Genomic DNA, 21,132 nt, shown 5'->3' with positions numbered 1-21,132 from the left:
CGGTCCGGGAGCAGCCGGGGCGGCGGGAACGACCGGACGCCAGGAACAACCAAGTACGATCACAACGGGGAAGACAGGGATGATGGCCACGCCAACAGGCACGGAGCCAACAGGCACGGACAGGGACGAGCCGGTCGTACCCGTACCCGCCGGCCAGCCGAGCTGGGCCGAACTTCTCACGCTGCTCCTGCGCGGGGACTCGCTACGCGCCGAGGAGGCCGGCTGGGCGATGCGGCAGATCATGTCCGGCGCGGCGTCACCCGCCCGGATCGCCGGCTTCGCGGTGGCGCTACGGGCCAAGGGTGAGACCTCCGAGGAGGTCCGCGGCCTGGTCGAAGCGATGCTCGACCACGCCGCGCCGCTGGAGGTCTCCGACGAGGTCCGGGAACGCGCGGTGGACACCTGCGGCACCGGCGGAGATCGATCACATTCGGTGAACATATCGACCATGGCGGCGCTCGTGGTCGCCGGATCCGGCATCCCCGTGATCAAGCATGGCAACCGGGCCGCGTCCTCGCGCTGCGGCACGGCCGACCTGCTGGAGGAACTCGGCGTCGTCATCGACCTGCCGCCGGCCGCCGTCGGCACCTGCCTGGCCCGGGCGGGTGCGGCCTTCTGTTTCGCCCCGGTCTTCCATCCGGCCATGCGGCACGCGGCCGGGACGCGCCGTGAGCTCGGCGTGCCCACCTTCTTCAACATCCTCGGGCCGCTGACCAACCCGGGCCGGCCCGCCTCCCAGGCCATCGGGGTCGCCGACCCACGGCTGGCCCCGGTCGTCGCGGGCGTGCTCGCCGCGCGCGGCACCCGGGGCCTGGTGTTCCGGGGCGACGACGGCCTCGACGAGCTCACGCCGACGACCACGTCGACGGTATGGGTGGTCAGTGGCGGCACGGTCCGGCAGGAGGCCTTCGACCCACGAACGGTGGGCATCCAGCCCGGCGACCCCGCGGAGCTGCGGGGCGGTGACGCCGCCCACAACGCCGAGGTCGCCCGTGCCCTGCTGGCCGGACGTCGCGGGCTGGTACGCGATGCCGTCCTGCTGGCCGCCGCGACGGCTCTGATCGCCTCCACCGGGCCGACCGCCGCACCGGTGAGCGAGCAGATCCAGCGTCAGCTCAGCCGGGCCGCCTGGTCGCTGGATTCCGGCGCGGCCGAAGCCGCGCTGGGGCGCTGGGTCAGGACGAGCCAGGCGGCTGCCGCCGCCGCGTCCACCGGCGTCTGAGGCCAGGGCAGCACCGGTTCACCCAGAGGCCGGTTTTCACCCAGGACAGATCCGGCCCCTGCCGGAGGACCTGTCACGTACGTCCGTTCGCGTAAGTCCGTACCGATGGGCGCCGACAGACGGAAGTTCCATCCAGAGCAGGTCAGGCCCTGTCTCACCTGGGCTGTCCCGCGCGTGGGCGGCCGGTCCAACCCAGGGCCACCTGTTTCCGGTGGGCCGGCGTCCGGCCCACCGGAAACAGGATCAGTCTTCGGGGACGGGTGGGTGCCACAGGTTCTCGAACAGCAGGCCTGTGACGAAGAACAGCGTCAGGATCCCGCCGATCAGACCGAGCCAGACACCGAAGACGATGCCGAAGACGACCAGGCTGGCGCTGAACGCGATAAAGATCGGATAGTAGCTACCCGGTGTGAAGTGCCCGAGTTCCCCGGCCCCGTCGGCGACCTCGGCGTCGGGCAGGTCCTGTGGCCGCGCTCCGATCCGGCGGGCGGTGAACAGCAGATATCCACCGACCAGCAGGCCGAGGCCGCCGCACAGTGCCAACGCGACGGTGCCGGTCGGATCCTGTGATGTGAACCAGTAGACCACGTCAACCGCCGCGCAGAAGATTGTGAATACGAGGAAGACCACGCCTTCGATCTTCATGGCTACCGCTCCTCCCTTGCGGCCTCCGCCGACGCGAAAAAATCATCGCATCGGCTTCGGCCAGTGCCTCTCTCGGCCTCCGCCGACGCGACAACATCATCGCATCGGCTTCGGCTGGTCTCCTGCCGGCCCACGGGCCGGCTATTTGATTTCAGGCGTGGCGTGGTAGTCCACGCTGCCCGCCGCCTGCGGATAGTGCAGGTCGAAAGCCGGCCGTTCCGAGCGGATACGCGGCAGCGAGCGGAAGTTGTGGCGCGGCGGCGGGCAGGACGTCGCCCATTCCAGGGAGTTCCCGTAGCCCCACGGGTCGTCCACGACAGCCAGCTCGCCCTTCTTGTACGAACGCCAGACGTTGTAGATGAACGGCAGGGTCGAGGTGGCCAACAGGAAGGCGCCGGCCGTGGAGATCGTGTTGTAGGTGGTGAAACCGTCGGTGGGCGAGTAGTCGGCGACCCGGCGCGGCATGCCCTTCACGCCCAGCCAGTGCTGGATCAGGAAGGTCAGGTGGAAGCCGAAGAACAACGCCCAGAAATGGATCTTCCCGAGTTTCTCGTCGAGCAGCCGCCCGGTGACCTTGGGGAACCAGAAGTAGATCCCGGCGTACGCGGCGAAGACCACCGAGCCGAAAACGACATAGTGGAAGTGCGCGACCACGAAGTAGCTGTCACTGACGTGGAAGTCGATCGGCGGGCTGGCCAGCAGCACGCCGGTGAGGCCGCCGAAGAGGAACGTCACGAGAAAGCCCAGCGCGAACAACATGGGCGTCTCGAAGGTGATCTGCCCTCGCCACAGAGTGCCGATCCAGTTGAAGTACTTCATCCCGGTCGGCACCGCGATCAGGAAGGAGAGGAAGGCGAAGAACGGCAGCAGGACGGCCCCGGTGGCGAACATGTGGTGTGCCCACACCGCCACCGACAGCGCGCCGATACCGACCGTCGCGAAGACCAGCCCCTTGTACCCGAACAGCGGCTTGCGGGAGAAGACCGGCAGGACCTCGCTGATGATGCCGAAGAACGGCAGGGCGATGATGTAGACCTCGGGATGGCCGAAGAACCAGAACAGGTGCTGCCACAGGATCGCGCCGCCGTTGGCCGCGTCGAATATGTGCGCGCCCAGTCGGCGGTCCGCCTCAAGCGCGAGCAGCGCGCCGGTGAGGACCGGGAAGGCGATCAGCACCAGGATCGAGGTGATCAGGAAGTTCCAGCAGAAGATGGGCAGCCGGAACATCGTCATACCCGGCGCCCGCAGGCAGAGAATCGTCGTGATCATGTTGACCGCGCCGAGGATGGTACCCAGACCGGACAGCGCCAGGCCGAGAATCCACAGGTCGGCGCCGGCCCCCGGCGAATAGAGCGAGTTGTTCAGCGGCGCGTAGGCGAACCAGCCGAAGTCCGCCGCGCCGTTGGGGGTCAGGAATCCCGTGACGACGGTCAGGCTGCCGAAGAGGAAGAACCAGTAGGACAGCGCGTTCAGCCGGGGGAAGGCCACGTCCGGCGAGCCGATCTGCAGCGGTATCAGGAAGTTCGCGAACGCGAACGCCATGGGCGTGGCGAACATCAGCAGCATCAGCGTGCCGTGCATCGTGAACAGCTGGTTGAACTGTTCGTTCGACACGATCTGCAGACCAGGCCGGGCGAGCTCGATCCGCATCAGCTCGGCCATGATCCCGGCGAAGAGGAAGAAGATGAAGGAGGTCACGCCGTAGAGCAGGGCGATGTCCTTGTGGGACGTCGTCCGCAGGTAGCCGAGCAGGTTCGTCCGCGGCCTGGTGTGGAGATCCTCGACGTGGCCGGCCGGCGGCTCGTGCACCAGTGTCACTGTCGGCTCCCGGAGGTGTTCGGTGCGGCGGATGTCTGCGCGGGCGCCCCGGCGGCGGTGACTGTGGCCGGGGTCACGTCCGAGACCGGACGGGTCCGTTCGGCGATGAACCGGTCGTACTCGTCACCGGGGACCACCTTGACGGAGAAGTTCATCCGGTCGTGGTCGACCCCGCACAGCTCCGCGCAACGGCCCACGAAGGTACCGGTTTTGGTGATCGTGAGCTGGAACTGGTTGATCCGGCCGGGGACCACGTCCCGCTTGAACAGGAAGTCGGGCACCCAGAAGGAGTGGATCACATCCGGCGAGGTCTCGATGAAGCGGATCGTCCGGTTCTGCGGGAGCACCAGGACGGCTGGCTCCCCGGGCCTGCCGGTGACCTCTATCGGGGCGGTGCCGTCGCGGCCGGTGTCGAGATAGCGGAACTGCCAGTTCCAGCGGAAACCGATCACGTTGACGGTGACGTCCGGGTCGGGTGGCAGCCGGTTGATCTCGATCTCGTCGCGGGCCGTGTAGTAGAACAGCCCGGCCACGATGACCAGAGGCACGACGGTGTACAGGATCTCGACCGGCAGGTTGTACCGGACCTGCCGCGGCAGGTCGTCCGACCGCTTCCGGAACACAATGATCGCATAGAAGATCAGGCCCCAGGTGAACACGCCCACGGCGAGCGCCGCGATCGAGGAGCCCTGCCACAGGTTCAGAATGCGCGGTGTCTGGTCCGTCACTCCGTCGGGGAAACCGAAGTTGGGAACATCACACCCGGTCGCGGTCATGACGAGCAGCGCGAGCCCGGCCGTCAGGGCCAGGCGGCGCCGCCGCGGCCGGGCGCGGGCGGCGCGGTGATCAGAACCTCGCGCGCGGTTCGTACTCCCCGCCCGGGCAGCGTCGGAGGCGGCCGCTTCCTCGACATCGGCGGGCAACGGCCGAGGTCGGCCGAAGGATCGGGTCACCAGGTCCTGCCTCCCACGAATGCGTCGGCCCGGGCGAACCAACCCGGTCGACGCAGGGCTCTTCGACAAGCTGTAGATGCTGCGGCAGGAGCGTATCCCAGCTACCCGTCCGGCATCACGCCAGAGCCCCGACAGGTGAGCCCTCCCGCCCCGAGAAAGGCATCCCGGGCAACCCGCCGGAGCCCCTTTTCGCCCCGCCGTCGGCTTGCGGCGCGACAGACGACCCGTCGCGACCCGCAGCGACGGGGCCTTCCCGAACCCGTGGCGGGATGACGCCTATGCCTCCACCGCGAGGACGCCGGGAAGATCGGTAAAACGGGCTTTGACGTCGCGGCTGAGGACGATCCGTCCGGTCTCGGCCGCATGGGCCGCGATGATCAGATCGTGGGCGATGAGGATGTTGCTGTCGAGGATCAGGCGGCGGCCCACGGGTCACCCTCGTCCACGGCCAGGTGACCGACCGCCTCCGCGATGTCCGCTTCGAAGGCGTCATCCGGTGGCGCGGTGCCGACAAGCACGGCTCGAAGGTCGACTCCGGTCCGCCGACGCGCCGGCCCAATTTCCGCGATCGAACGGTTACCTCGTGTAATTACAATGGTCTCACCAGCCTCGATCGCGTCAAGCAGGTCCGAGAACCTGCGGGACGCCTCGGTTGCCGTTACAGTAAGCATGATCATCGTCAAATCCGAAAATCAGATACGACACCGACGGCCGGCCCACCGTCGCCGGCCTGCTCGCGCTCGGCGTCCACCCTCAGCAGTGGTTTCCCCGGTACGTCATCCAGGCATCGGCCGAGCCGCTGTCGACCGATCCCGCTGGAACACGCGCCAGGAACCAGGTCACGATCACCGGATCCATTCCACGGATGCTCGACGCCGCGCTGCTGTGGGCCAGACGTACGTTCGACACGTCGATCGTCTCCGAGGCGGACGGTACCGTGCACGACCGTCCCACCTATCCGTTCGTCGCCTTCCGTGAACTGGTCGCCAACGCCCTGGTCCACCGTGACCTCGACCACTGGTCCGCCGGCCTCGCCGTCGAGGTACGGCTGCGGAGGGACCGCCTCGTCGTGGCGAATCCGGGCGGGCTGTACCGCATCACCGTCGACTGCCTCGGCCGGGACGCCGTCACCTCGGCACGCAACGCCAGGCTGGTCGCCATCTGCCAGCACGTCCGCTCCCCGGAGACCGGCGCCCGCGTCATCGAAGCTCTCGCAAGCGGTATCCCGACCATTACCGACGCGCTCGCCGCATACCATCTGCCGCCCGCCCACTACATCGACAGCGGCATCCGGTTCACCGTCGTCCTCCAGCGGAGGACAGCCACGCCGGCCGAGACGGATCTGAACACCACGGAACTGCGGATCCACCAGGCTCTTGCCAAGGGAACGCGGACCGTTTCGGAGCTGGAAAGAGATCTGGGACTGACCGCCCCCACCATCCGCAGGGCACTTCGTCGGCTGCGCGGTCGAGGTCTGATCGTCCAGCTCGGCGGCAGAGGACGCCCCACCGTCTACCAGCGCCTGGACGAAACGTCGTGACCATCCGGATCCATAAGGCGGCTCTCAGGATGTGTCCGGGCAGCCGGACGATACATCGACCGGCAGAACGGCCGTCAACCTGATAGGGGGACGGAAGATGCCGATGGCGGCGGGCTCGGACAGTTCGGGTCAGCTTTTACCCGGCGGAATCCGATCAGTCGGCCCGCGTCCTGACCGCTCTCGGATCCGCCCAGCTCCACGACGATGCAGTCGCCGACACGGAGGGACTGGAGTACGGAGGATTCGGCGGGGAAGCATGCGCCTCCCGCGGCAGGCCGTCCGACACACACCCGGTCCGGCATAACAGAGGTGACCATGCCGACGAAGTCGCCGGCCGGCCCGGAGGAACCGCAGGAAGCTGCCGTCATCGCTCCGAGAAAAACAGCGAAAAGCATGTTCGGCCGCCCGCCGCCGGCTCTTCGAAGCACCGCCCTCATGTCACTCCTCGTTGTCCACGGGCAGCTTCCCGCGTGACGGACGTGTGCCAACCGACCGCCACCGCGGCAACGGGCGGCGACATGACCGACGGTGAGCCGGTTGTGGTCGTCCAGGTGCGCGAGTATGGTCGCTCGGCCGGCCCTGCCTGGTCACCGCGACCGGCGCGCCCCATCCGTCTGTCCGCGCGGTACGACGGGGAGCATCAGCTGTCCGCTCCGGGCCATCCACACGAAGCATGATCCAGGCGAGTTTGTTGTTTTGTACTCTTTTTCGTCAGATCAGCGTACAAAACGGCAAACTTTTGGCGATCTTTCCTGAGGCGGACGGTCATGTCGTGGGTCTCGGACGCCGCTTCGGGCCCGCGGCGGGACGGGCCCGCGCGCCAGCATGGCGTGAACGTGGCGGCATACCGTGGTAGGCGTGCCGGCCTATCTCGATCATGCTTCTACGGCCGTTCTGCATCCGACGGCCCGGGCGGCCCTGCTGGCCGCGATCGACGAGGGGTGGGCCGACCCGGCCCGGCTGTACCGCGACGCCCGGCAGGCCCGCATGCTGCTCGACGCCGCCCGGGAGACGGTTGCCGGGGTGATCGGCGCCCGGCCGGACGAGGTCAGCTTCACCGCCTCGGGCACCCAGGCGGCCCAGCTCGCGCTGCTCGGCGCGGCCCGGGCCCGCCGCCGCGCCGGCAGCCGCATCCTGGTCAGCGCCGTGGAACACTCCTGTGTCCTGCACGCCGCCGAGTGGCACGAGCACGCCGGCGGTCTGGTCGGCACCATCGGGGTGGACAGGTTCGGCCGCGTCGACCCGGTGAGCTTCACCCCCCCGCCGGACACGGCGGTGGCCAGCCTGCAGCACGCCAACCACGAGGTCGCCACCATCCAGCCGGTGGCCGCGGCCGCGGATGTCCTGCACGCCACGGGCGTCCCGCTGCACGTGGACGCGGCCATGTCGCTCGGGCGGATACCGGTGGACGTCACGGCGCTGGGCGCCGACCTGCTCAGCGCCAGCGCGCACAAGTTCGGCGGGCCGGCGGGTGTGGGCATCCTGGTGGTGCGCACCGGACGCCGCTGGGTCAACCCGCTGCCCGCGGACGAGCGCGAGGGCGGGCGGGTCGCCGGCTTCCCCAACGTCGCGGGGATCGTCGCTACGGCCGCGGCCCTGCACGCCCGGGCCAGCGAGATCATCACCGAGGGTCCACGCCTGGCCGGCTATGTGGAGCGGCTACGGGCCCGACTGCCCGAGCTGATAGCGGACGTCGAACTGCTCGGCGACCCCGACCCGGCCGGCCGGCTGCCGCACCTGCTCACCTTCTCCTGCCTCTACGTCGACGGCGAGTCGCTGCTGCACGAGCTGGACCGGGCGGGCATCGCGGTCAGCAGCGGCTCCAGCTGCACCTCCGACACGCTCACCCCGAGCCATGTGCTCGCCGCGATGGGTGCGTTGACGCAGGGGAACATTCGGGTGTCCTTCGGCCGGGAGTCCGGCAGCGCGGACGTCGACGCCCTGCTGGCGGTCCTGCCGGACGCGGTCGCCCGCATCCGCGAACGGGCCGGGGCCGCCGGACTGTGACACACAACCGGCCCGCGATGCACTACCGGACCGTGACAACCGGACCATGACGAACAGTCGGGCTATGACAAACAATATAAATAATATAAACAAAACAGATAATACGGACGACATCCACTGGGACATGGCGGCGTTCACCGTGGACGCGCGGGGCCGGCGATGCCCGCTGCCGATCATCGAACTGGCCCGCCGTATCGGTGAGCTCGACCTCGCCGCCACCCTGGTGCTGTGGGCGGACGACCCGGCCGCGGACCTCGACGTCCCCGCCTGGTGCCGGATGCGCGCTCAGGAGCTGGTCGCGACCCGGGCGCTGCCCACGGGCGGGACGGCCTACCTCGTCCGCCGACTCACCTGAATCCTCGGTCAGGCTGTGGCCCCCCGGGGGTCCTGGTCAGGCCGTGGGCAGGTGCGGTGCGATCTGTGCGGCGGCGTCCGCGCCGTAGGTCTCCGACAGGCGCTTGACCAGTTCGGCCGGAACAGTTTCGTACTCCTGGGTGCCGATGGTCTCCAGCGCCAGCGTGGCGAGCAGGCAGCCGAGCTGCGCGCTGCGCTCCAACGACAGTTCCCAGGCGCGTCCCGCGAAGAAGCCGGCGCGGAAGGCGTCCCCGACACCGGTCGGATCCGGGGTGACCCGGGCGGGCACGACCGGTACCCGGATCGGCGCCTGCCCGACGGCCTCGATGGCGACCCCGTCCGCGCCGTGGGTGGTGATCCGGACGCCCACCCGCTGGAGCACCTGCGTGTCCGACCAGCCGGTCTTGCTCTCCAGCAGGCCCTTCTCGTACTCGTTGCACAACAGCCAGGCCGCGCCGTCGACCAACCGGCGGATCTGCGGGCCGTCCATCCGGGCGAGCTGCTGGGAGGGATCGGCCGCGAACGGGATCGACCGCTCGCGGCACTCGTCGGTGTGGCGGAGCATCGCCTCCGGGTCGTTCGGGCTGATCAGCACCAGGTCCAGGCTGCCCAGGCGGTCGGCGATCGGACGCAGCTCGATCAGCCGGGCGTCGCTCATCGCACCGGGATAGAAGGAGGCGATCTGGCAGAGGGCGTCGTCGGTGGTGCACACGAAACGGGCGGTGTGGGCAATTTCGCTCACATACACCGAGTTCGTGTCGACACCGTTGCGGTCGAGCCAGGACCGGTAGTCGGCGAAATCCTCGCCCACCGCCCCGACGAGAACGGGACGCAGGCCCAGCCGTCCGAGCCCGTAACAGATGTTGGCGGCCGCTCCCCCGCGCCGGATGACCAGGTCGTCGACAAGGAACGACAGGGAGATCCTGTCCAGCTGGTCGGCCAGTAGCTGCTCGGCGAACCGGCCCGGAAAGCGCATGAGATGGTCGGTCGCGATGGAACCCGTAACGGCAATAGGCACGATGCGTGATTCTACCTGGCCATCGTCCGTAACTGCCGGGTCCATCCGACATCTGGACACGGCAGACGTGTGGCCGGCTGGTCGCTCCCAGCCGGCCACACGTCACAACCCACGCCACTATCGACGCCACACCGAACGGACACCGTCGGCAACCCGGCGCTGTCCGGCGCCCCGGACCGGACCCACCGGCTGATGTCGCCTCGGCGACGGACGCCTACCGCCGCCCCGACCATGGCAACACGCCCGGCCGGGCCCCAGAAATCAGCGCCCGACCCCGGAAATCAGCAGGGCGCCAGGGATCACCAGGGATCAGTGGAAGGAGTCGCCGCAGGCACAGGAGCCCGCCGCGTTCGGGTTGTCGATCGTGAAGCCCTGCTTCTCGATCGTGTCGACGAAGTCGATCGTCGCCCCGCCGAGGTACGGGCCGCTCATCCGGTCGACCGCGACCTTGACACCGGAGAAGTCGAGGACGGTGTCGCCGTCAAGCTGCCGCTCGTCGAAGAAGAGCTGGTAGCGCATGCCGGAGCAGCCGCCGGGCTGGACGGCGATCCGCAGCTGGAGGTCCTCACGCCCCTCCTGCTCGAGCAGGCTCTTCACCTTGTGCGCGGCCACGTCGGTCAGGATGACGGTGTTCGGACGAGTCGCTGTGTCCACGCCGGTCGCCGTATCGGTCGTCGTGTCCTGGACTGTCATGGAGGCTGCTCCCTAGTGAATATTCCCTGGGGCGTGGGGAGTCACGACGACAGCCACCGTCGCTCCTCCTTCGGCCGATTGGATACGTGTGCAGGGATGCCAGAGGTATTCGGCTACTCGCAATACGTGCGCATCCAGTACGTGCGCATCACTGTAGGCAACAACATGGGATGCCCGCGACGCCACCCTTCATGCACGGTCGCCGTTCTGCCATCGCGACGGCAGTCGTCCCGTCCTCACCAGTAGTCGTCACCAGCAAGCTCACCAGCGAGCCCACCAGCAAGCCGTTGCACACGCCTGGATGGAACACCGCCCGCCGCGATTGCCTTCCCATCGTACGCAGGTCGTCCGCGCACGACCAAGCACACGACCCGCGGCTGTGATCACGAACTCGTCCCGCGCGGTACGGCAGAAGGTCCCAGACGGTGCGGTACAGGGCCGTGGCGAGTTAGAGTCTTACCGACCATACGTCCCCATGCGTGCGGCCAGGCCACGGACGGCCGGTCGACCTCAGGAGCGAGCATGACGACCCATCCCGCGCTCGAACGCGCCGGCGTCGCGGCGCCGGGAACACCTTCGGTCACACCGCCGGCCCCGCCACGCTCCCGGCCCCTGGCCGGGCCGCTCGAACTGCTGCTGCTCGGACGCGGCTCGGATCCCGACAGCGAACGCGGGGTCGACTGCCCCGGCGCGCTGCCACCCGCGTCCGACCCGACGCTCGTCGAACGGGCGAGAACGGCCAGAGCCGCCCTCGGTGACTCCGTCTTCGTCCTCGGCCACCACTACCAGCGGGACGAGGTCATCGCCTTCGCCGACGTCACCGGCGACTCGTTCAAACTCGCCCAGCAGGCCGCCGCCCGGCCCGAGGCCGGGCACATCGTCTTCTGCGGCGTGCACTTCATGGCGGAGAGCGCCGACATTCTCACCGGCGACCACCAGCAGGTGATCCTGCCCGATCTCGCCGCCGGCTGCTCCATGGCCGACATGGCCACGGCCGAACAGGTCGAACAGGCCTGGGAGACGCTCGCGGACGCCGGCCTCGCCGAGGGCACCGTCCCGGTGAGCTACATGAACTCCTCCGCCGCCATCAAGGCGTTCACCGGACGGCACGGCGGCACCATCTGCACGTCCTCCAACGCCCGCCGAGCGCTGGAATGGGCGTTCGGGCCGGCCCGCCGTGGCGAGCGGGTGCTGTTCCTGCCCGACCAGCATCTCGGCCGCAACACCGCCGTGCTGGAGATGGGGATGTCGCTGGACGACTGCGTCGTCTATAACCCGCACCGCCCCGGCGGCGGCCTCACCCGCGAACAGCTGCGGGACGCCCGGATGATCCTGTGGCAGGGGCACTGCTCGGTGCACGGCCGGTTCAGCCTCGGCTGCGTCGACGAGGTGCGCGCCCGGATACCCGGCGTCACCGTACTGGTGCATCCCGAGTGCCGGCACGAGGTCGTCACCGCCGCGGACCTGGTCGGCTCGACGGAGTACATCATCAAGGCGGTGGACGAAGCCCCGCCCGGCTCCCGGTTCGCCGTCGGCACCGAGCTGAACCTGGTGCAGCGGCTGGCCAACCGGCACCCTGACAAGACCGTCGTCTTCCTGGATCGTACGGTGTGCTACTGCTCCACCATGAACCGTATCGATCTGCCCCACCTCGTGTGGACCCTTGAATCCCTGGTCCGCGGCGAGACGGTCAACCGCATCACGGTCGACCCCGACGTCGCGGCATACGCCCGGAAGGCCCTCGACCAGATGCTGGCGCTGCCCTGATGGCACTGTTGAAACGACGCACGTCCGTCTCCGACGATCCCGCGGACACCGCGGGCACACCGGTGGCCACGGCCGACTCCGCTCCCCCCACCGCCGACACCGAACGTGGGAACCGGCCGGGCAACGGGGTGGGGAAGGGCCGTCCCACCCCGAAGCGCAGCCAGGCGCGGGCGGCGCGCGCCCGCGGCGGCGCCCTGCCCACCCCGACGTCCCGCAAGGAGGCCCGGGCCCACGTCCGCGAGGAGCGCCGCCGGTCGAGCCGGGAGTACCGGGCGGCGATGCTCTCCGGTGATGTCAGCAGGCTGCCGCCGCGCGAGCGCGCCCCCGAGCGGGTGCTCGCCCGGGACTTCGTCGACACCCGCCGCAACATCGGGCCGTTCTTCCTCGCCGCCGCCCTGGTGTACTTCCTCGGTGGCATCGTCCCCAACGCGTACGTGCGGCTGGTCACCACCTCGCTGATGCTGCTGGGCCTGCTCGCGGTGGCCGTCGACTCGGTGGTCCTGGCCCGCCAGGTCAGCCGCCGGGTGGCACGGAAGTACCCGGACTCGCGGGTCCGGGTCCGGGCCTACTCGGTGCAGCGCGCGCTCCTGCCTCCCCGCTGGCGGATGCCCCGGCCCCGGGTGAGCCGTCGGGACGGCCAACGATGAACGTGTGATTTCGCGGCCGGGCGCCTCGGGGCACGGGCGTTCTAAGGTGACTGTGTGGAGCACAGACGACTCGGGCGTAGCGGACTGTCCGTCAGCGAGATCTCATACGGTAACTGGATCACCCATGGTGACCAGGTCGAACGGGAGCAGGCGCTCGCCTGTGTACAGGCCGCTCTCGACGAGGGCATCACCACCTTCGACACGGCCGACGTCTACGCGGGCACCCGCGCCGAGACCGTGCTGGGCGAAGCGCTCGACGGCGTCCGCCGGGAGTCCTACGAGCTGTTCACCAAGGTCTTCTGGCCGACCGGCCCCGGCCCGAACGACCGGGGCCTCGGCCGCAAGCACATCATCGAGTCCTGCCACGCGTCGCTGCGGCGGCTGCGCACCGACTATGTCGATCTCTACCAGGCGCACCGGTACGACCCGACCGTGCCGCTGGAGGAGACCCTGCGGGCCTTCGACGACCTCGTACGGGCCGGCAAGGTCCTCTACGTCGGCGTCTCGGAGTGGAGCGCCGCGCAGATCTCGGACGCGGTGCGGACAGCCGACGAACTGGGCTTCGACCGGATCATCTCCAACCAGCCGCAGTACTCGCTGCTGTGGCGCACGATCGAGGCCGAGGTTATCCCGACCTCACGGGACGCCGGCATCTCCCAGATCGTCTGGTCACCGGTCGCGCAGGGCGTGCTCACCGGCAAGTACCGGCCGGGCCAGCCGCCGCCGGTGGACACCCGCGCCACCAGCACGACCGGCGGGCGCTTCATCCAGCGGCTGCTGGGCGACGACGTCCTCGCCCGGGTGCAGGACCTGCTGCCCGTCGCGGCCGACGCCGGTCTGTCCCCGGCCCAGCTCGCGGTGGCCTGGGTGCTCCAGAACGACAACGTGGCGTCGGCGATCATCGGGGCGTCCCGGCCAGAGCAGGTCCATGAGAACGTCAGGGCGTCCGGAGTGAAGCTCGACCCCGACCTGCTGGCCCGCATCGACTCCGTGCTCGACGGCGTCATCGTCACCGACCCGACAATCGTCGGCTAGCCGCCCGGCCCAGCCAGCCTGGTCAGGCCCGCGGCCGTGGGCCTGACCGGTGGGGTCTACCAGGCATGGGCCGCCGAACGCCCGCAAGACACGATCGGCGCGTTCGGCGGCAGGGCCGCTGGTCGACGCGGCCGCTAGTCGACGGGGCGCAGGCTCATCGGGCCGTAGACCTTGCGATCGCCCTCGTGGAGCACCACCTGTTGGACGCCGGCGGCCAGCAGCTCCTGCCAGATCTCCCCCAGCCAGGTCTCGGCGTCGCCCTGGGTCGGGAACGACTCCGACGGCAACGAGCCGGCGGNCGGCAACGAGCCGGCGGGATTGACCACCCCACCGTCCTCCGTCTCGAAACGCCAGGTCCAGCTCACCGTTGGCCCCCTTGTCCAGGTCGTCGGTCCTCGTCGCGCTGTCCGTCGGACACCATCCAACACCGACGGTGGGCCCGGAGGAGACGACCGGCGGGTCGGTCTCGCCGCCGACCCAACCCGCGGCCGGCCGGAACACCGGCACCGGGAGCGGGACCGGCACCAGTCCGACCGATGGCGGATCCGGAGCGTGGCCGCTGGTCAGCGGCGGTAGCCGGGCGGACAGGTGGCCGGTGAACGGAAACACCCCATACGATCCGTCGGACGGCCGGGCCAGTCGACACAGAGGAAGGAGACCGTGATCATGGCTTCGCACGGTGTCACGACGTTGCTCGCGGAGGCTACCGCCGAGTCGCACGAGGCGCCCTTGGTCTGGTGGCAGGTCGGGCTGGTCACGATCGGCGCGATCGTGCTCCTCGGCGTCGTGATCGCGCTCATGACGCTGGCCGACCGCAGGCGCCATCCGCACCCGTAGGCGTCCGGGCCGGTGCGCCTGAGGCTGCTGGGCACGGGGTCGGCCGACGGCTGGCCCAACCCGTGGTGTGGGTGTGCGTCCTGCGAGTGGGCCCGCGAACACCAGGTGCGCACCCAGACCGCGGTGCTTGTCGACGACCGCCTGCTCATCGACTGCGGGCCGGACGTGCCGCGCGCCGCCACCAGGTTCGGGGTGCGGCTCGCCGACGTGCGTCACCTGCTGTTCAGCCACGCCCACGGCGATCACACCGGCCCCGCGGCCCTGCTGTGGCGGACGTGGTCGACGGTGGCCACCCGTCCGTTGGACGTCGTCGGGCCGCCCGCCTCGTTGGACGCCTGCCGTCCCTTCGTGGCGCCCCCGGACGGGGACACGGGGGCGCTGCGATTCCGACTGGCACACGCCGGTGACGTCCTGTCACTGGACGGTTTCGAGATCCGCGCGCTGGCGGCCAACCACGGGGCCGCGTTCGTGGGCCCGGCGCTGCTCTACGACATCACGGCCCCTGACGGCGGACGCCTGCTCTACGCCTGCGACACCGCCGCGCCGCTACCACCGGCGACCCTGGACGCGCTGACCGGGCGCGCCTTCGACGTCGTGCTGATGGAGGAGAACAACGGCGACCGGCCCGGCTTCGGCGACCATCTCGACCTGGCGACGTTCGCCGACGTCCTCGCGGAGCTGCGGCGGCGGGGCGCCGTGGTCGGGGNGCGCCGTGGTCGGGGCGAGCCGGGTCGTCGCCGTCCATCTCAGCCACCGCAACCCGCCCGGCGACGAGCTCGCCCGGCGGCTGGCGCTGATGGGCGCGCACCTGTATTCCGACGGCGCCGTCATCGACACCGCCACCGGCAACGTCCCCGGCACCACCGACCCCGGTGACGTGCTCGATACCGCTGCCAGCAACGCCCCCGGCAACGTCCTCGATACCGCCGGCGGCGACGTCCTCGGCACCGTCGTAGCCAGCGGCGCGCCCGGCAGCACTACGTCCAATGGCGTGCTCGGGCCAGTCGGCACTGGCACTGGTACCGGCGCTGGTGGCACTGGCACCGCCGGTACCGATGGCGGTGGCCGGCCCGAGCGCACCGTGTTCCGCGGAACACGGCCCCCGGTGGGCCCGCCCCGGCCGTATCGCGTCCTGATCACTGGAGGTGCCCGGTCGGGGAAGTCCGCGGAAGCCGAACGACGGCTCACCGCCTGGCCGGAGGTGGTCTACGTGGCCACGGCGGGCCCGGTCCCGCCGGGCGACTCCGACTGGGCGGCGCGGGTGGCCGCCCACCGCACCCGCCGGCCGTCCCACTGGACGACGCTGGAGACAACCGATCTACCACCGCTGCTGCGCGCGGACGGCCCACCGCTGCTGATCGACTGCCTCACCCTGTGGCTGACCGCCCACCTGAGCGAGGAGCATCCGGACGACGGCCACCAGGCCGGGAACAGCCCGTCCGACGACGGCGCGACCGGCGAAACGGCGGCCGGGGAATGGCCCACCAGGCTCCGGGAGCTGGTGGCTGCCTGGCGGGACACCCGCCGTCACGTGGTCGCGGTGACCAACGAGGTCGGCTCCGGGATCGTGCCGGCAACCGCGGTCGGACGCCGCTTCCGCGATGCCCTCGGCCGCCTCAACGCCGCGGTCGCGGCCGAGTCCGACGAGGTCTGGCACGTCGTCGCCGGCATCCCCACCCGCCTGCGCTGACCCGCGTTTCATCCTGGCGCCAAGCCGCCCGTAGCGAGGCCACCCGCTCAGCCGCGTCCGGATGGCTGGTGTGGGCCGAAGTGGCGGTTGAGCAGCGCATCGCATTCGGCTTTGAGGACTTCGGGGATGACCTCGACGAAGTGGTTCAGTCTCGGGTCACGCACGAGATCCCACTGGGAGCAGACGGCACCGTTGCGTTCGTCCCACGAGCCGATGACCAGCCGCGGCACCCGGGCGAGGACGACGGCGCCGGCAGCCATCACCCCGGGCTCGAGCGTGGTCACCAGGGTGCAGCCGTCGAGTTTCCACGTCCCGAGCGCACGCCCGGCCCGCCGGAGCACGGTGATCTCCGCGTGGGCGGTCGGGTCGGCCGTCCGCTGCCGATCGTGGTGCGCGGCGGTGATCTCCCGTCCGTCCGGGCCGTAGATCACCGCTCCGACGGGCGGATCGCCGGCTCCCGGGTCCGGCAGCGCCCGCGCCATCTCCAGGGCGCGGCGCATCCACGGCTCGTACTTCGCCACGGCCGCCCCCAGCCGCGTCGCCCCCAGCCGCGCCGGGCCCGGCCACACAGGATCCGGCCGCACAGGATCCGGCTGTACAGCATCTGGCTGTACCGGATCTGGCCGCACGAGAGCTGATTGTCCTCCCCACGCCGAGCCGCCAGCCCGCCGCACGCACCTGCTCCCGCAGGTATGCCGCTACCCGGCCCTTGCGGCCCTGGCCGGCCTCACCCAGGCCGGGGCGAAGCGCGCGCTCGACCTGCTCGTCCCAAACCGGCCCGTCCGTGGCTCCAGCAGCGGGCGCAACACCCACTACATCGTGGCGCGAACACACACGGAAGCGGTACGAACACATGCGGAAGTGACGAGGACGCAGAGGGAATAAATGAAAGACGTGCCGTCGCGCGACGGACGGGCGTGGATACACGGTCCCGCGCGGGCGGCCGCGGCAATCCCGTGAGCCGGCATCATTGCGCCGCGCGCGACCCTCGGCTACGGTCTAGTTGTGGCACTGAAGAGTGCATGTGCAGTGACGTGTGCAGCGAAAAGTACGCGGGCGGTGAAAAGCGCGGGAGCGGTGACGAGCATGCCGGCGTTGAAGAGCGCGTCGGCGCGGGGAACGTTCGTCACCCGCAGGTACCTCGACCTCTCTCGTCTCGCGAGCTCTCTCTGTTGTCGTTGACGGAGCGTCAGCCGGTCCACCTGCCAGTGCGGTACGACGATGTCAGGCCTGTATACATGCCGTTCACGTCGTTCATGCCGTCCCGCTTTCCCAGCGGCCGTGTTCCGATTTCCCGTATCTGACACCTGTTGACCAGCGGCGTCGGCGAGGAAAGGCAGCGACTGCGATCCGGAAGGTAACCCGGGCCCGGAAGCAAAAAGATCCGACCGTGCTGCCGGCGGCCTGCCGAGATGAGCGGACACCGATCGACACCCCGTGTCGGACGCCGTTTCGATGCCATTGCATCGGCCGTTTCCCACGCCGTCACGGAACCCTGCCGGCCGACGAGACACACCCGGCACCCGGGAAGCACCCAGGAAACACCCGAGAAGTAAAAAAGAGAAAAAGAAGAGAAGGGGACAACACGTCTGATGCCCGCGCTCTTTCCACTTCATCTCGCCGTCGCGCTGGACGGTACCGGCTGGCATCCCGCGGCCTGGCGGGAGCCGCGGGCGCGCCCGCTCGAGCTGTTCACCCCGCGCTACTGGGTCGACCTGGTCGCCGAGGCCCAGCGCGGGCTGCTGGACTTCGTCACCATCGAGGACGCCCTTGGCGTGCAGTCCTCCCGCTATGACGGGCCGGACGGGCGGACCGACCAGGTGCGCGGGCGCCTGGACGCGCTGCTGATCGCCTCCCGGGTCGCGCCGCTGACCGCACACATCGGGCTCGTCCCGACCGCGACCGTCACCCACACCGAGCCGTTCCACGTCTCGAAGGCGGTAGCGACCCTGGACTACGTCAGCACCGGCCGGGCCGGCTGGCGGGCGCAGCTGTCGCGTCCCAGCGAGAACTCCCATTTCGGCCGCCGCGACATCCCCCGCCTGCGGCTCGAGGACTACGCGACACCCGAGGGCCAGGCGCTGGTCGCCGAGCACTTCGAGGAGGCCGGCGACTTCGTCGAGGTGGTCCGCCGGCTGTGGGACAGCTGGGAGGACGACGCGGAGATCCGCGACGCCGCCACCGGTCGGTTCATCGACCGCGAGAAACTGCACTACATCGATTTCAAGGGCAGGTGGTTCAGCGTCCGCGGCCCGTCGATCGTGCCGCGGCCACCGCAGGGGCAGCCGCTGGTCACCGCGCTCGCGCACAGCACGCTGCCCTACCGGTTCGGTGCCCGCTCGGCCGACGTCGTCTACGTGACCCCGCGGGACACCTACGACGCGCGCGCGATCGTCGAGGAGATCCGGGCCGAGCAGCACTCCGCCGGACGGACGGAGAACGTGCACGTCTTCGGTGATCTCGTCGTCTTCCTCGACACCGCCGCGACAGCGGCGAACGACCGCCGCAGGCGCCTGGACGAGCTGGCCGGCAGCGAGTACGGCAGCGACGCGCTGGTGTTCACCGGCACCCCCGCCGAACTCGCCGACCTGCTGCGGGACTGGCAGCGCGCGGGCCTGTCCGGCTTCCGGCTGCGGCCCGGGGCGATCCCGCACGACCTGGAGGCGATCACCCGCGCGCTGGTCCCGGAACTACAGCAGCGCGGCCTGTTCCGCACCGCCTACGAGGCGGACACGCTGCGCGGCCTGCTCGGGCTGCCCAGGCCTGCCAACCGCTACGCCGCCGCCTGACGACCACCGGCCGGCCCGCCGGCCGATATCGAGCGCCTGGAGCGTTACGCATGAGCAAGCCCCGCAAGCAGATCATCCTCGGTGCCTACCTCGGTGGCGTGAACCACCACACGGTGTGGTCCGACCCGGCCGCCGGCAGCCAGATCGCGTTCTCCTCGTTCCAGCACCTGGCCCGGACCGCCGAACGCGGCAGGTTCGACTTCTTCTTCCTCGCCGAGGGCCTGATCCTGCGTGAACGGCTCGGCCTGATCTTCGACCAGGACATCGTCGGCCGGCCGGACACCCTGCCGGTGCTCGCCGCGCTGGCCGCGGTGACCGAACACCTCGGCCTGATCGGCACCATCAACGCCACCTTCAACGAGCCGTACGAACTGGCCCGGCAGCTCGCCTCGCTGGACCACCTCTCCGGCGGACGGGCCGGCTGGAACGTGGTGACCTCCTTCGGCGCCTTCACCGGGCAGAACTTCCGCCGCGGCGGCTTCCTGCACCGCGACGACCGCTACGTCCGCGCGGGCGAGTTCCTCGCCACCGCCCGGAAGCTCTGGGACTCCTGGCCCGCCGACGCCGTGGTGGCCGACAGGAGCAGCGGGCGGTTCGTCCGCGACGACAGCGTGGGCGCGTTCAGCCAGCACGGCGAGCAGTTCGACATCTCCGGGCGCTTCAACGTCCCCCGCAGCCCCCAGGGCCGTCCGGTCGTCCTGCAGGCCGGGGTGTCCCCGCAGGGCCGGGACTTCGCGGCCGGCAGCGCGGACGCGATCTTCTCCCCCTACCGCCACCTGCCCGAGGCGCGCGAGTTCTACCAGGACATCCAGGCTCGGGCGCTGCGCCAGGGCCGCCCGGCCGGCTCGGTCAGGCTGCTGCCCTCGGCGTCGTTCGTGCTCGGCGACACCGAGGCCGAAGCCGTCGAACGGCACCGGGAGATCACCCGGACGCAGGTCAGCGGCCGGACGGCGCAGATCCTGCTCGAGACCGTCTGGAACCGTGACCTCTCCGGCTACGACCCCGACGGCCCGCTGCCTGATGTCGACCCCGACCCGGACGCCCCCCTGGTGATCCAGGGCCGGGCGCGCCTGGCCCAGGACCCGCACGAGACGGTGGCCAACTGGCGGGCGCTGGCCGAGGCGAACAACTACTCGCTGCGCGAGCTGGCCATCCACGTCTTCAGCCGCACCGAGTTCATCGGCACACCGGCGCAGGTGGCCGAACGCATCGACTCCTTCGTCCAGAACGACGGCTCGGACGGCTTCATCCTCGGCTCCCACCTGACCCCCACCGGCCTGGACGAGTTCGTCGACAAGGTGGTGCCACTCCTGCAGGAACGCGGCTCCCTACGCGCCGAATACACCGGCACGACCCTGCGCGACAACCTCGGCCTCCCCACCCCCAACACCCCCGCCTCCGCCGCCGCCTGAAACCACGAGCCCTTCATCGAAGGTGCGACCAACAACCCGCCGGACCACCACATCTTCGCCGCGATGGTCCGCGCCAACGCTGAATTCGTCGCCACCTTTGCCAGCTATACAGAGCTGGCGGACGGTGCAGAGATGAGTTCTTCGGCGCGGCCGAGAAATTCTCGGACCGCCGGTTTCCGGCTGTGCGGCGCAAGATGGGTGGTCAGACGGGTGATGTGACCGACGCATCGGGCCGAATCGACCTCCTCGGTGAGGAGGTCGATAGTAGCGGTACCGAGAGCCAGGGCGCGATCAAGATCGGGTGGGTCCTGCCTGGCATAGGCGCTGGAGGCGATCACCCGCGCGCTGGTCCCCGAACTCCAGCAACCGTGGCGTGTTCCGCACCGCCTACGAGGCTGAAACGCTGCGTGGCCTTCTCAGGCTGGCCCAGACCCGCCAACCGCTACGCCGCCGCCTGAGACGCCCGAACAGCCGAGACACGGAAAAGCGGCGCTGGAGCGCACCGCTTTCAGCGACGCTCCGCTGACGCCCTGTCTCCGCCATGGCTCGCGACTCGCGCAGGCCGCGGAACGGTGCGCCCACCCCGATCCCCCGCCGACACTCACCAGCCGTAGGTGGAAACCGCTGTAGCAGCCACGGTTTTCACCTACAGGCGCGGAGGCCGTGGGCGGAAAACCGTCGCCATAACCACGATTTTCACCTACG

18 protein-coding genes and 1 pseudogene are annotated in these 21,132 nt (G+C 69.9%); 11 read left to right on the top strand and 8 right to left on the bottom strand.

Going from position 1 to position 21,132, the window contains the following annotated elements:
- The first annotated feature begins 79 nt into the window (after window positions 1-79).
- Window positions 80-1,222, top strand: a complete 1,143-nt coding sequence (gene trpD / locus FrCorBMG51_RS19260; RefSeq protein WP_076842546.1) for an anthranilate phosphoribosyltransferase — start codon at window positions 80-82, stop codon at window positions 1,220-1,222.
- A gap of 243 nt (window positions 1,223-1,465) precedes the next feature.
- Here trpD and ctaF read toward each other — a convergent pair whose 3' ends face one another.
- The 5 genes from ctaF to FrCorBMG51_RS31755 form a co-directional block, all read right to left on the bottom strand.
- The gene (gene ctaF, locus FrCorBMG51_RS19255) at window positions 1,466-1,867 is read right to left on the bottom strand and encodes an aa3-type cytochrome oxidase subunit IV (RefSeq protein ID WP_047224451.1); all 402 of its coding nucleotides are present in this window, start codon (window positions 1,865-1,867) and stop codon (window positions 1,466-1,468) included.
- 141 nt (window positions 1,868-2,008) lie between these two features.
- A complete protein-coding gene (ctaD, locus tag FrCorBMG51_RS19250) occupies window positions 2,009-3,685 on the bottom strand; it encodes an aa3-type cytochrome oxidase subunit I (protein ID WP_047224450.1) in 1,677 nt (558 codons plus the stop codon).
- Complete coding sequence (gene ctaC / locus FrCorBMG51_RS19245; RefSeq protein ID WP_047224449.1) at window positions 3,682-4,638, bottom strand: aa3-type cytochrome oxidase subunit II; 957 nt, start codon at window positions 4,636-4,638, stop codon at window positions 3,682-3,684. Before ctaC ends, ctaD begins: the two co-directional genes overlap by 4 nt.
- A gap of 276 nt (window positions 4,639-4,914) precedes the next feature.
- A complete protein-coding gene (locus FrCorBMG51_RS27275) occupies window positions 4,915-5,067 on the bottom strand; it encodes a hypothetical protein (RefSeq protein WP_235433731.1) in 153 nt (50 codons plus the stop codon).
- Window positions 5,052-5,315 carry a type II toxin-antitoxin system Phd/YefM family antitoxin gene (locus tag FrCorBMG51_RS31755; RefSeq protein WP_235433730.1) on the bottom strand — a complete coding sequence of 88 codons (264 nt, stop codon included), beginning with the start codon at window positions 5,313-5,315 and terminating at the stop codon, window positions 5,052-5,054. The genes FrCorBMG51_RS27275 and FrCorBMG51_RS31755 overlap by 16 nt, the downstream gene beginning before the upstream one ends.
- A gap of 188 nt (window positions 5,316-5,503) precedes the next feature.
- Between FrCorBMG51_RS31755 and FrCorBMG51_RS31750 the strand changes: the two genes are divergently transcribed.
- The 3 genes from FrCorBMG51_RS31750 to FrCorBMG51_RS19225 all read left to right on the top strand — a co-directional run bounded on the left by FrCorBMG51_RS31750 (window position 5,504) and on the right by FrCorBMG51_RS19225 (window position 8,540).
- Window positions 5,504-6,178 carry an ATP-binding protein gene (locus tag FrCorBMG51_RS31750; protein ID WP_235433729.1) on the top strand — a complete coding sequence of 225 codons (675 nt, stop codon included), beginning with the start codon at window positions 5,504-5,506 and terminating at the stop codon, window positions 6,176-6,178.
- An 858-nt stretch (window positions 6,179-7,036) separates the two neighbouring features.
- Complete coding sequence (locus FrCorBMG51_RS19230) at window positions 7,037-8,185, top strand: cysteine desulfurase family protein (protein ID WP_047224448.1); 1,149 nt, start codon at window positions 7,037-7,039, stop codon at window positions 8,183-8,185.
- A 46-nt stretch (window positions 8,186-8,231) separates the two neighbouring features.
- A complete protein-coding gene (locus tag FrCorBMG51_RS19225) occupies window positions 8,232-8,540 on the top strand; it encodes a sulfurtransferase TusA family protein (protein WP_235433728.1) in 309 nt (102 codons plus the stop codon).
- Between the two features lie 36 nt (window positions 8,541-8,576).
- Here the strand turns inward: FrCorBMG51_RS19225 and FrCorBMG51_RS19220 are convergent, their stop codons facing one another.
- Together FrCorBMG51_RS19220 and FrCorBMG51_RS19215 are read right to left on the bottom strand one after the other, a co-directional pair.
- Window positions 8,577-9,557 carry a carbohydrate kinase family protein gene (locus FrCorBMG51_RS19220; RefSeq protein WP_047224446.1) on the bottom strand — a complete coding sequence of 327 codons (981 nt, stop codon included), beginning with the start codon at window positions 9,555-9,557 and terminating at the stop codon, window positions 8,577-8,579.
- A gap of 309 nt (window positions 9,558-9,866) precedes the next feature.
- On the bottom strand, window positions 9,867-10,250 hold the full coding sequence (locus FrCorBMG51_RS19215) for a HesB/IscA family protein (RefSeq protein ID WP_047224445.1): 384 nt from the start codon (window positions 10,248-10,250) through the stop codon (window positions 9,867-9,869).
- A gap of 522 nt (window positions 10,251-10,772) precedes the next feature.
- On the opposite strand from FrCorBMG51_RS19215, the gene nadA reads away from it, so the two are divergent.
- From nadA to FrCorBMG51_RS35030, 5 genes and pseudogenes are all read left to right on the top strand, one after another.
- Window positions 10,773-12,017 carry a quinolinate synthase NadA gene (nadA, locus tag FrCorBMG51_RS19210; protein ID WP_047224444.1) on the top strand — a complete coding sequence of 415 codons (1,245 nt, stop codon included), beginning with the start codon at window positions 10,773-10,775 and terminating at the stop codon, window positions 12,015-12,017.
- The gene (locus tag FrCorBMG51_RS19205; protein ID WP_047224443.1) at window positions 12,017-12,664 is read left to right on the top strand and encodes a DUF3043 domain-containing protein; all 648 of its coding nucleotides are present in this window, start codon (window positions 12,017-12,019) and stop codon (window positions 12,662-12,664) included. The genes nadA and FrCorBMG51_RS19205 overlap by 1 nt, the downstream gene beginning before the upstream one ends.
- Window positions 12,665-12,718: 54 nt before the next feature.
- Window positions 12,719-13,699, top strand: a complete 981-nt coding sequence (locus FrCorBMG51_RS19200; RefSeq protein ID WP_047224442.1) for an aldo/keto reductase family protein — start codon at window positions 12,719-12,721, stop codon at window positions 13,697-13,699.
- 666 nt (window positions 13,700-14,365) lie between these two features.
- Window positions 14,366-14,536, top strand: a complete 171-nt coding sequence (locus FrCorBMG51_RS29885; protein WP_175648278.1) for a hypothetical protein — start codon at window positions 14,366-14,368, stop codon at window positions 14,534-14,536.
- Between the two features lie 12 nt (window positions 14,537-14,548).
- Window positions 14,549-16,226: pseudogene (locus FrCorBMG51_RS35030) on the top strand (bifunctional adenosylcobinamide kinase/adenosylcobinamide-phosphate guanylyltransferase).
- Between the two features lie 47 nt (window positions 16,227-16,273).
- Here the strand turns inward: FrCorBMG51_RS35030 and FrCorBMG51_RS19175 are convergent.
- Window positions 16,274-16,747, bottom strand: coding sequence for a nucleoside deaminase (locus tag FrCorBMG51_RS19175; RefSeq protein ID WP_086055577.1), 474 nt, complete (start codon window positions 16,745-16,747; stop codon window positions 16,274-16,276).
- Between the two features lie 1,071 nt (window positions 16,748-17,818).
- Between FrCorBMG51_RS19175 and FrCorBMG51_RS19170 the strand changes: the two genes are divergently transcribed.
- Both FrCorBMG51_RS19170 and FrCorBMG51_RS19165 read left to right on the top strand, forming a co-directional pair.
- A complete protein-coding gene (locus tag FrCorBMG51_RS19170; RefSeq protein WP_047224439.1) occupies window positions 17,819-19,015 on the top strand; it encodes an LLM class flavin-dependent oxidoreductase in 1,197 nt (398 codons plus the stop codon).
- Window positions 19,016-19,065: 50 nt separating this feature from the next.
- On the top strand, window positions 19,066-20,427 hold the full coding sequence (locus FrCorBMG51_RS19165; protein ID WP_047224438.1) for an NtaA/DmoA family FMN-dependent monooxygenase: 1,362 nt from the start codon (window positions 19,066-19,068) through the stop codon (window positions 20,425-20,427).
- Window positions 20,428-21,132: the final 705 nt, after the last annotated feature.

Origin of the sequence: Protofrankia coriariae, assembly GCF_001017755.1 — a bacterium.
GTDB lineage: Bacteria > Actinomycetota > Actinomycetes > Frankiales > Frankiaceae > Protofrankia > Protofrankia coriariae.
The sequence above is the reverse complement of the archived record's forward strand: the minus strand, read 5'-3'. Positions and strand labels throughout refer to the sequence as shown.